Origin of the sequence: Rhodococcus rhodnii NBRC 100604 (assembly GCF_001894925.1) — a bacterium.
GTDB classification, from domain to species: domain Bacteria; phylum Actinomycetota; class Actinomycetes; order Mycobacteriales; family Mycobacteriaceae; genus Rhodococcus_F; species Rhodococcus_F rhodnii.
Genome location: NZ_BCXD01000027.1, coordinates 42,558 through 52,086 on the forward strand (window position 1 = coordinate 42,558; position 9,529 = coordinate 52,086).

General features: G+C 70.4%; 8 protein-coding genes and 1 pseudogene. 5 read left to right on the plus strand and 4 right to left on the minus strand.

Annotated elements, in window-relative coordinates; translation table 11 throughout:
- Nucleotides 1–6: 6 nt before the first annotated feature.
- The 3 genes from RR1_RS17690 to RR1_RS17700 all read left to right on the plus strand — a co-directional run bounded on the left by RR1_RS17690 (nt 7) and on the right by RR1_RS17700 (nt 2,478).
- The gene (locus RR1_RS17690; protein ID WP_040773766.1) at nt 7–1,266 is read left to right on the plus strand and encodes a pyridoxal phosphate-dependent aminotransferase; all 1,260 of its coding nucleotides are present in this window, start codon (nt 7–9) and stop codon (nt 1,264–1,266) included.
- A gap of 79 nt (nt 1,267–1,345) precedes the next feature.
- Nucleotides 1,346–2,095: a helix-turn-helix domain-containing protein gene (locus tag RR1_RS17695; protein ID WP_081634183.1), complete on the plus strand. Its 750-nt coding sequence runs from the start codon at nt 1,346–1,348 to the stop codon at nt 2,093–2,095.
- Nucleotides 2,092–2,478, plus strand: a complete 387-nt coding sequence (locus RR1_RS17700) for a hypothetical protein (protein WP_051111212.1) — start codon at nt 2,092–2,094, stop codon at nt 2,476–2,478. The genes RR1_RS17695 and RR1_RS17700 overlap by 4 nt, the downstream gene beginning before the upstream one ends.
- Here RR1_RS17700 and RR1_RS17705 read toward each other — a convergent pair.
- The gene (locus RR1_RS17705; protein WP_010838758.1) at nt 2,447–3,580 is read right to left on the minus strand and encodes an MAB_1171c family putative transporter; all 1,134 of its coding nucleotides are present in this window, start codon (nt 3,578–3,580) and stop codon (nt 2,447–2,449) included. The genes RR1_RS17700 and RR1_RS17705 overlap by 32 nt on opposite strands.
- A 7-nt stretch (nt 3,581–3,587) precedes the next feature.
- Nucleotides 3,588–4,097, minus strand: a complete 510-nt coding sequence (locus RR1_RS17710) for a hypothetical protein (protein ID WP_071990748.1) — start codon at nt 4,095–4,097, stop codon at nt 3,588–3,590.
- Between the two features lie 604 nt (nt 4,098–4,701).
- On the opposite strand from RR1_RS17710, the gene RR1_RS17715 reads away from it, so the two are divergent.
- A complete protein-coding gene (locus tag RR1_RS17715; RefSeq protein ID WP_010838761.1) occupies nt 4,702–6,015 on the plus strand; it encodes a YibE/F family protein in 1,314 nt (437 codons plus the stop codon).
- Between the two features lie 3 nt (nt 6,016–6,018).
- Here RR1_RS17715 and RR1_RS17720 read toward each other — a convergent pair whose 3' ends face one another.
- Nucleotides 6,019–7,464: a DUF7159 family protein gene (locus RR1_RS17720; protein WP_010838762.1), complete on the minus strand. Its 1,446-nt coding sequence runs from the start codon at nt 7,462–7,464 to the stop codon at nt 6,019–6,021.
- A 130-nt stretch (nt 7,465–7,594) separates the two neighbouring features.
- On the opposite strand from RR1_RS17720, the gene RR1_RS17725 reads away from it, so the two are divergent.
- The gene (locus tag RR1_RS17725; protein ID WP_010838763.1) at nt 7,595–8,119 is read left to right on the plus strand and encodes an arsenate reductase/protein-tyrosine-phosphatase family protein; all 525 of its coding nucleotides are present in this window, start codon (nt 7,595–7,597) and stop codon (nt 8,117–8,119) included.
- Here RR1_RS17725 and RR1_RS17730 read toward each other — a convergent pair.
- Nucleotides 8,105–9,520 (minus strand): annotated as a pseudogene (locus RR1_RS17730) (tyrosine-protein kinase domain-containing protein). The gene RR1_RS17725 and the pseudogene RR1_RS17730 sit on opposite strands and share 15 nt — an antisense overlap.
- Nucleotides 9,521–9,529: the final 9 nt, after the last annotated feature.

The window sequence follows — 9,529 nt, forward strand, 5'->3', positions numbered from 1 at the left end:
GGGAGAATGGCTCGCGTGAGCAACCAAGAGTCGATCCGTCACCGGCCGCTGCGCGAGCTCGAACAGTCGAGCAAGCTGCAGAACGTTCTCTACGAGATCCGCGGGCCGGTACACGCGCAGGCGGCGCGACTCGAATCCGAGGGCTATCGCATCCTCAAGCTCAACATCGGCAATCCCGCACCGTTCGGGTTCGACGCCCCCGACGTCATCATGCGCGACATGATCGCGGCACTGCCCTACTCGCAGGGCTACTCGGAGTCGAAGGGCATCCTCCCCGCACGCCGCGCCATCGTGACGCGCTACGAGCTCGTCCCCGGCTTCCCCGAGGTCGACGTCGACGACATCTACCTGGGCAACGGCGTCTCCGAGCTCATCACGATGACGATGCAGGCGCTGCTGAACAACGGCGACGAGGTGCTCATCCCCGCGCCGGACTACCCGCTGTGGACGGCGATGACGTCGCTGGCCGGCGGCACCCCCGTGCACTACCTGTGCGACGAGGAGAACGACTGGAATCCGGACATCGCGGATCTCGAGTCGAAGATCACCGATCGCACGAAGGCGATCGTCGTCATCAACCCGAACAATCCGACGGGCGCCGTCTACTCGCACGAGGTGCTGCAGCAGATCGTCGATCTCGCGCGCAAGCATCAGCTGCTGCTGCTCGCCGACGAGATCTACGACAAGATCCTCTACGACGACGCGAAGCACATCTCGCTCGCGACGCTCGCCCCCGACCTGCTGTGCCTGACGTTCAACGGCCTGTCCAAGGCGTACCGGGTCGCCGGCTACCGCTCGGGCTGGCTCGCGATCACGGGGCCGAAGGACCACGCGAGCGGATTCCTGGAGGGACTCGATCTGCTCGCGTCGACGCGACTGTGCCCCAACGTGCCTGGTCAGCACGCTATCCAGGTCGCCCTCGGCGGCTACCAGAGCATCGACGATCTGATCCTGCCCGGCGGCAGGCTGCTCGAGCAGCGCGACGTCGCGTGGGAGAAGCTCAACATGATTCCGGGCGTGAGCTGCGTCAAACCGCGCGGTGCGCTGTACGCGTTCCCGCGGCTCGATCCGAACGTCTACGAGATCCACGACGACGAGAAGCTCGTCCAGGACCTGCTGGTGTCGGAGAAGATCCTGCTGACGCAGGGCACCGGCTTCAACTGGCCGACCACCGACCACGTGCGCATCGTGACGCTGCCGTGGGCCCGTGATCTCGCGGTCGCGATCGAGCGGTTCGGCAACTTCCTGACGAGCTACAAGCAGTGACCGATGCGGCGGCCGCACGCCGGTCGTGTGGCCGCTGGTATCGTGATCAGGCGACACGTGTCGCTTACGTGTAGCTCGCATGTCGAGAGCTCCCTGGTCGGGGGCGGTGGGGGAAGCTGTGGTCGCGAACATCAGGAGCGACGAGAACATCCGAACGAGATTCGGTGACTACGTCCATCGACGGCGCCGCGCGCTGGGTCTGACCCAGGACGAGGTGACCGCCGCCGGTGGCCCCTCGGATGCGGCGCAGACGCGAGCGGAGAACGGCACGGGCCCGGCGCCGAGCGCCGAGACGCTCCGCAAACTCGATCTCGGTCTTCGCTGGGAGCCGGGTAGCGCGGCGCGCACCCTGGCCGGGGGCGAGCCGACGCCGATCGAGGACGTCGCGCCTCCCCCGCGACGTCGTGCCCCCGAACTGCAGCTCGGACCGCGGCAGATCCCGCTCGACCTCGAGACGCTCGTCGACCTGCTCGGCCCGCAGGGCAGGTTGTCCCGGCTCGCGCTCGAGCACCCCGAGATCGGGGCGCTCGCCGAGATCTCCGCGGATCTCGACGACGTCGTCGGCTCCATCACCGGCGCCTACGTGACCCGCCTGCTCGAGGCGAACGGCGGGCCGGAGGGGCCACGTCAGCCGCTCCTGGAGTTCGCGTTCGGCCATCTGCTCGAAGTCCCCGCGGCCGCGAACGACCCCGACGAACTGGAGGAGGCCCTCTACCGGAGGTTCCTCTACGGGCGCACGGCGGACATGGACACCCACACCCGCGAACGGTTCCGTCAACGGTGGGAAACGAATCGGCAACGGTGGCAACGGTCGGAGGAATCGGCATGAGCACGCTCGGACAGCGTCTCGACCTGCTGTTCGCGGCGGCACATCGACTCGGCGACACCCCGCCCTCGGAGTCGGACGTCGCGGCGGCGGTGACCGCCGCGGGTGGCGTTCCGGTCACGGAGCAGGAGGTCGCCGCGTTGCGCAACGGCGCGACGCACGCCGACCCGGCGCTGCTGACCCGTGTCGCGGCACACTTCGGGTGCGCGCCGGAATACCTCATCGACGGCGACGCCGACCTCGAGGTCCAGCTGCGCTTCCAGATCGCGGTCCGCAACGCGGGTGTCCGTCACCTCTCGCTGCGGTCGCTCGCGGAGCGTCAGGATCTGTCGGTCGCCGACATGCGGTCGTGGCTCACGGTGCTCGAGCAGCTCCCGCCGCACTGACCGGAGTCGCCGGCGGCTCGGCCACGGCGAGGGCGGGCCAGTGGTCGGCGATCGCGACCAGCAGATGCAGCTCGGCCTCGGGCGAGAGGACGTCGTAGCCCGACAGGTCGGCGGTGTGCACAGGCTCCTCGCCCCGCGCGTGGGCGCGCACGGCCGCCGCGAGGACGCGAGCCTGCTCCGCCGGCCCTTCGGGCAGTCTGCCGTCCGGCAGGTGGCCTCCGACGACGGTCACTGCGTCGCGAATCTCGACACACATGCGATGCAGCGCGTACAGGGCGTCGACGGAGACCCGGTCACGCCGGCGCAGCCGCAACACGACCTCGGGCGCGACCGACGTGAGGTCGCGCCACATCGGCCGGAGCCGCCGCATGTGGCGGCGCGCGGCCCAGCGGCGTGCACCGCCGCGGACGACGGGGCTGATCGCGATCGCGGCACCCGCGGCGACCACCAGCACGCGATAGTCCGGCCCGGCGTCGGTCTGGACGGCCGCGACGGCGTCCGAGCCGCTGACGAGTTCGTGGAACGCCGCCGCGAGCACGGCGACGGTTCCGACGCCGAGGAGCACCGCGAACCCGAACACGGCCGCGACCGTCCACCGCCGGGTGCCGACGAACTCGCCGCGACGCGACGCCGTGGCGGCAACCCACGCACCGTAGAACGCGAGGACGAGCAGCGGCACCGAATAGAACGACAGGTACGCCGCGCTCGCGGCGTCGGACCCCTCGTGGATCGGGGTGTTCTCGGGCAGATCGGCGGAGATGACGAACAGCGCCATGCAGAAGACCGCGACACCGCCGACCGCGACGGACTCGATCCACCGGGGTGCGTCGTCACCGTGACGCCACACCACGACGAGAACGAGGATGAAGCCGACAGCGAACAGGGTCAGCGAGTTGGACAGATTCGACCGCTGGGCCGGGCCGACGACGTCCTCGAGCGCGCTACCGAAGGTTCGCTTGGACAGCAGCAGCGACACCGCACCGAAGACGAGGGCGCAGTCGACGGCACGCTGATCGCGTTTCGTGCCGCGGAAGACGAACCGCAGGGCGACGGCGACCCACACGAAGGCAGTGCCCAGCCACACCAGGATCTCGGTGACCATCCCCGGATCAGAAGCTGCCGGCGATGCGCCCGGCGGCGTCGTCGCCGAATCCCGGGCGCCGAGCGGCGATGATCATTCCGGCGAGCAGCTCGGCCTCGTACTCCTGCTCGTCGGCGTACCCGGAACGGCCGAAGACCGCACGCACACCGGGCCGGGACACGGCCCGCACGACGTCGACGGCGTCGGCGGCCGACTCGGGCGTCGCGACCTCGTCGTGGCGCAGCAACATGTGGGTCAGTTCGTGGCACACGACGTTGGTGGAGTGACGCAGCGAACTCGAATCCGCGTAGACGACGAGGTCGTCGTGATCGCGTTTGAGCCACGCCCCGGAGTACTGGCCGCCGATGACGGCGGCGTCGATGGGGACGAGCTGGATCGGCCGGCGACGTCGGCGTGCGACGACCTCCACGAGAGTGTCGCGGGTCCAGCCCGGGGGTAGGGCGAGGCCGGTGACGATCCTGCGCAGCCCCGCTGCCGATCGCGGCCCGGGAGCCGTGCGCCCCCGTCGACCGAACACGTTCACAATCCACCTCCGAATCAGGAAGTGTACGGGGCGGGTCGGGCGTGCCCGGTGACCGCACCGATGGTGACGCGTCACAGTCGAGGCGTCGCGGAGTTCGGCGGATCCACCTGCGGAAAGTGCCGCGCGCACGCGCAGTCAAAACAATACGGACGGAATTTTTCCGGTTTCGGTTGACGTGAACCCGTCCGGTGTCGGTACATTGATCCCGGCACCCTCGAGTGCCTCGAGCGCCTGTCGCCCCATCCCCCCCTGTGGGCGCAGGTAGGTGGCGGGGTCAAACCCCCTGTACCCCGCCACCCAGCTCGATCATTCCGCGCCGTTCGTGTGTTCACGCCGACTCTCGCGCTCACCCAGAACTCTCGTGCCGATCCCGGGATCGACCGGAGATCACGCAGAAACCCGGAACGTACCCCTCGTTCGACACGCTCCGTGTTCTGCGCCGCAGTCCGTCGTGCGGCAGCCCACCCCGCTGCCACAGCCTGTTCTGTGCCGCAGTCATTGAACCACACAGGCGACACCGAAGCCACACAGGAGCGACGCGCCGGCAATCGCTCCGTGCCCGGAGTTCGGGGACCCGCCACCGGGCTACCCTGATCCGATGCCGTCTCGGTCGAGCACTTCGGGAGCCCCGTCCCCACACGGTCACGGTCACGGCCACGGTCACGGCCACGGTCACGGCCACGACGGCCCGGTTCCGATCGGGAGATCGGCGGCGCGGATCGTCGTCGTGCTGCTCGTCGTCGGCTTCGTCGCGACGATCGCCGGCGCCGTCGCGCTGTGGCCGAGCGGAGACGCGGACACGAGCGCCTATCAGGACGCCGTCGGCGGTGCGGGCGTCACCGAATCGGGTGCCGTGACGGCCCACAGCATCGGGCCGTGCGGGAGCCCGTCCGCGGGACGGGCGTTCACGGGCGCACCGCTGCCGCCGCCCGCGCAGTCCTACGAGTGCGACCGCAGCCTCGTGACGATCGAATCGGGACCGAACGAGGGCGCGCAGACTCTGCTCGAGATCGTGCGCGGGCCGGGCCAGCCCCAGCTGCAGCCCGGTGATTCGATCCGGCTGCTGCGGCAGGACGACACGACGGGCCAGACGCAGTACAGCTTCGAGGACTATTCGCGCGGGCTTCCGCTCGCGCTGCTCGCGGCGGCGTTCGCGATCGTCGTGGTGGTCATCGCGCGCGGCCGTGGCCTGCGGGCGCTGATCGGGATCGCGGTGGCGTTCGGTGTGCTCATCGTCTTCACGCTCCCCGCGGTGCTCGACGGGCGGCCCGCCGTTCCCGTCGCACTCGTGACGGGCTCGGTGATCCTGTACGCCGTTCTCTATCTCGCACACGGGTTCTCGCTGCGCACGAGTTCGGCGCTGCTCGGGACGCTGACGTCGATGGTGCTCGCCGCGGTGCTGTCGTGGGTCGCGATCGAGGCGACGACGCTCACCGGGCTGTCCGAGGAACAGAACACGAACGTCCAGACCTATCTCGCGCAGGTCAGCCTGTCGGGACTGTTGCTCGCGGGGTTCATCATCGGGTCGCTCGGCGTGCTCAACGACGTCACCATCACGCAGGCGTCGTCGGCCTTCGAGCTCGCGGCCCTCGACGAATCGGCCGGTCCCGGCGCGATCTTCCGGTCGGCGATGCGAGTCGGGCGCGATCACATCGCCAGCACCGTCTACACCCTCGTGCTCGCGTACGCGGGCGGAGCGCTGCCGCTGCTGCTGCTCTTCAGCGTCACCGGCAGACCGTTCCTCGACGTGCTCACGAGCGATGCGGTGGCGATCGAGATCGCGCGCTCGGCGGTGGGTGGCATCGCGCTCGCGCTGTCCGTCCCGCTCACGACGGCGATCGCCGCGATCCTCGCGCGGCCGCCGGGCTCGGCGGGGGCCGAGCGTCCGCGCGGCCGGCACGCGAAGGCCTGACGGTCAGCCGCGCGGGGGAAGCCCCGGCAGCGGCGGAAGTTCGATGCGCGGCAACTCGATCGGCGGCAGACCGGGGATCTCGATCGACGGCGGAGGCGGCAGGGGTGGCGGCTCGGGCTCCGTCGTCGTGACGGGCGGCGGCACGTAGACCGGTTCCTCGACGACGGGCGGCGGCGGTTCGGGTGTGGTGGTCGGCGACGGCGGGGGTGACGTCGTCGACGGCTCCTCCTCCACGGTGTCGACGGGACGCCCCGTGCCCTCGGTGCTCTCCATGCGCGTCGTGCCGTAGCCGAAACCCAGTGCGACCAGCGCCAGGACGCCGAGGGTTCCGCCCGCGAGCGCTGCACCGCGGGGGCGTCGTGACGGCGCGGGGTCGGCCGGGTCCGGTTCGGCGAGCGCGGTGTTCGGTGCGAGGACGGCGGCCGCGGGCATCGGATTCCACGGCAGCGCCGAGGTGCTCGGCGTGCCCGAAGTGCTCGGCGTGCCGGTGAGGGCGGTCGTGTCGAGTGCGACGACGTTGCCGTGCGTCTGCGGGACACCGAGCGGCGAGACGTCGGTCCGGCGGCCCGCCGCGGTGCGGGCGGCGAGGACGGCGGCACCGCGTGCGACGACCGTCTCGGGTTCTGCGGGGACGACGACGGGCAGCCTCGTCCATGCTTCGAGCACGCGCGGTACCAACGGGATTCGGGCCGACGCTCCGATCACGGCGACGACCTCGACGGGCTGATCGCAGCGGGCGACGACGTCACGCACGAGCCGCGCGGACGTCTCGATCGTCTCGGCGACGAGGCCCTCGAAGACGTCGCGGGAGAGCAGCAGCAGGCCGCCGGGGCCGGGCACGCATGCGGCACCGCCGACCGAGAGCGATTCCTTCGCGGCGCGGCAGCGGGCGTCGAGTTCGGCCGACGCTGCGGCGTCGGTGGGTTCGCTGATGCGGCGTTCGCCGAGTTGGTAGCGACGGATCGCGGCGTCGAACACGTCGCCGCCGATCGCCTCGGTGCGTTCCGAGGCGAGCAGCGCGCCGGTGCCGCGGTCGACGACGTGGACCCGTACGCCGGACGCCCCGATGTCGTAGACGAGGACGGTGCGCGCGGGTCCGAGGATGCCCGTCTCGTCGAGTTCGGTGAGGGCTGCGGCGAGTTCGGGAACGAGCACGCAGTCGTCGATCCGTTCGCTCTCCATCGCGGAGAGCACCGCTCCGGCCTGGTCGTCGTCGCGGACCGCGATCCCGGTGACGGTCGCGAGCCCCGCCGCGGCCGCCACGCCGACCGCTGCGGCAGCGACCGCCTCACCGCGCTGACCGCGTGCGTCGATCGCCTCGGCTTCGGGCGGTTGTGGTTGCGGTTGCGGCATTCCCGGCTGCAACGCCGTGCCGCTGGTGGCGAGCCTGCCGGTGTGAACGAGGCGGACGGTGCTCGTTCCGATCGAAACCCCGAGGATCGAACTCACCAGCCGCCTTCGGTTCTCACGCGAGAGACCCCGACTGTCCCCGCTCGTGCCCGGTGAGTGTATCGAAAAGGTCACGACGGGGCGCGGCGGCCGGCGCCCGTTCCGTTCCGTGACTCGTTACCCTGGGCCGATGCGTGTGCTGTTCGTGTGTACCGGCAACATCTGCCGCTCCCCCAGCGCCGAGCGACTGCTGCTCGCGTACGCACGCGCGGAGGGCATCGACCTGTCCGGCCGCGTGTCGAGTGCGGGTGTCCGCGCGGTGATCGGCAGCGCGATGGAACCCACGGCCGCCGACGTTCTCACGCGGCTCGGGGGCGATCCGTCCGGTTTCACGGCGCGGATGTTCACGCCCGCGCTCGCACGCGACGCCGACCTCGTCCTCACGATGACCGAACGGCAACGCGATCGTGTGCTCGCCGAGGCACCGCGCGCGATGCGCCGCACCTTCACCTTCGTCGAAGCGGCGAGGCTCGTGGCCGCGACGGGTGCGTCGGACGTCGCGACGCTGGCCGCCGCGCGGACGACACACCGCGCGACGGCCTCGCCCGAGGACGTCCAGGACCCGATGGGCCGCGAACCCGCGGTCTTCGAGCGGGTCGGCGCCGAGCTCGCCGACCTCACCACGCGGATCCTGCCCCTGCTACGCGCGGTGTGAGCCGCTGCCGGCGGGATCGGGGGTCGCCGACGGGGCCGCCGGCGTCGACGGAGCGTCGGAGTCGTACCGGTAGCTGTACTCGTAGACGCCTCGTCCTCGCGGCGTCATCGTGATGATGGTGCCCAGGACGTTGGCGCCGACGGCCACGAGATTTCAGGTGGCACGCGCCAGTTGCTCCTTCTTCGTCTCGCCGTGCCGCGCCACGAGAAGCGCGCCGTCGGCCATCGCGGAGAGCACGGCGGCGTCGGTGACCGGCAGCAGCGGCGATGCGTCGACGACGACGTAGTCGAACTCGGCGCGCAGCGTGGCGAGCACCTGGCGTGCGGTGTCGGAGCCGAGGAGTTCGCTCGGGTTCGGCGGGATCGGCCCGGACGCGAGCACCTGCATTCCGCTGTGGCCGGCGTCCTGGAGGACGTCTTCGAGATCGGCGCGCCCGGCGAGAACACTCGACAGCCCGGCCGAGCCCATGATCCCCATGTACGTCGAGACCCGCGGCTTGCGGAGGTCGCCCTCGACGAGACAGACCCGCTTGCCGCTCTCGGCGAGCACGAGCGCGAGATTGATCGCCGTGGTCGTCTTACCCTCGCCGGGAAGCGAACTCGTGACGACGATGACCCGCGGCGGGTTGTCGACCTCGAGGAACTGCAGGTTGGTGCGCAGTTCGCGGAACGACTCGGCGCTCACGGAGTTGCCCGACGCGAAGTCGATCGGCTGCGTCGTGAGTCGTTCCTTGTCGAACGGCACGGTGCCGATCATCGCGGTGCCCGTGATCTCCTCCACGGTGCGGCGGTCCTTGACTGTGTTGTCGAGCCGGTCGCGCAGCACCGCGAACGCGATACCGAGCAGCAGGCCGACGGCGAAGCCGAGCGCGAGATTGCGCGTCGTCTTGGGCGAGACGGGAGCCGCGGGAGTGTCGGCACGCTGTTCGACGACGACACGCGCGGCGGGAGCACCACCGAACTCGGGGGTCTCCAGTTCCCGCACCATGACGACGAATTCGTCGCTCATCGCGTTGGCGATGTCGCGGGCGCGCTCGGGCGAGGCGTCCTGGACGTCGAGGTCGATGAGCACGGTGTCGGGCGCCGACGTCGCCGTCACCTGTGACGCGAGCTCGGCGGCGTTCGCGTCGATCCCGAGCCGGTCGATGGTCCGCTGCGCGAGGGTCTCACCCGTGATCAGCTGGGTGTACGACGTCACGCGCTGCTGCGAGAAGAGGTTTCCCTGGTAGATCTCGTTGACCGACGATCCCGCCGACGTCGAGACGAACAGCCGCGCCGACGCCTGGTAGACGGGTGTCGCGAGCAACGATGCGCCCAGCGCGCCGAGCACGGCGACGACCGTCGTGATCGCGATGATCTTCCATCGCGCCTGCAGGATGCGCAGGTAGTCCTGAATCTCCATGGATCTCTC

Bases quoted from the DNA above. Each gene is read 5' to 3' on its own strand.
- RR1_RS17690 (WP_040773766.1), top strand. From the start codon at position 7: ATGGCTCGCGTGAGCAACCAAGAGTCGATCCGTCACCGGCCGCTGCGC.
- RR1_RS17695 (WP_081634183.1), top strand. From the start codon at position 1,346: ATGTCGAGAGCTCCCTGGTCGGGGGCGGTGGGGGAAGCTGTGGTCGCG.
- RR1_RS17700 (WP_051111212.1), top strand. From the start codon at position 2,092: ATGAGCACGCTCGGACAGCGTCTCGACCTGCTGTTCGCGGCGGCACAT.
- RR1_RS17705 (WP_010838758.1), bottom strand. From the start codon at position 3,580: ATGGTCACCGAGATCCTGGTGTGGCTGGGCACTGCCTTCGTGTGGGTC.
- RR1_RS17715 (WP_010838761.1), top strand. From the start codon at position 4,702: ATGCCGTCTCGGTCGAGCACTTCGGGAGCCCCGTCCCCACACGGTCAC.
- RR1_RS17725 (WP_010838763.1), top strand. From the start codon at position 7,595: ATGCGTGTGCTGTTCGTGTGTACCGGCAACATCTGCCGCTCCCCCAGC.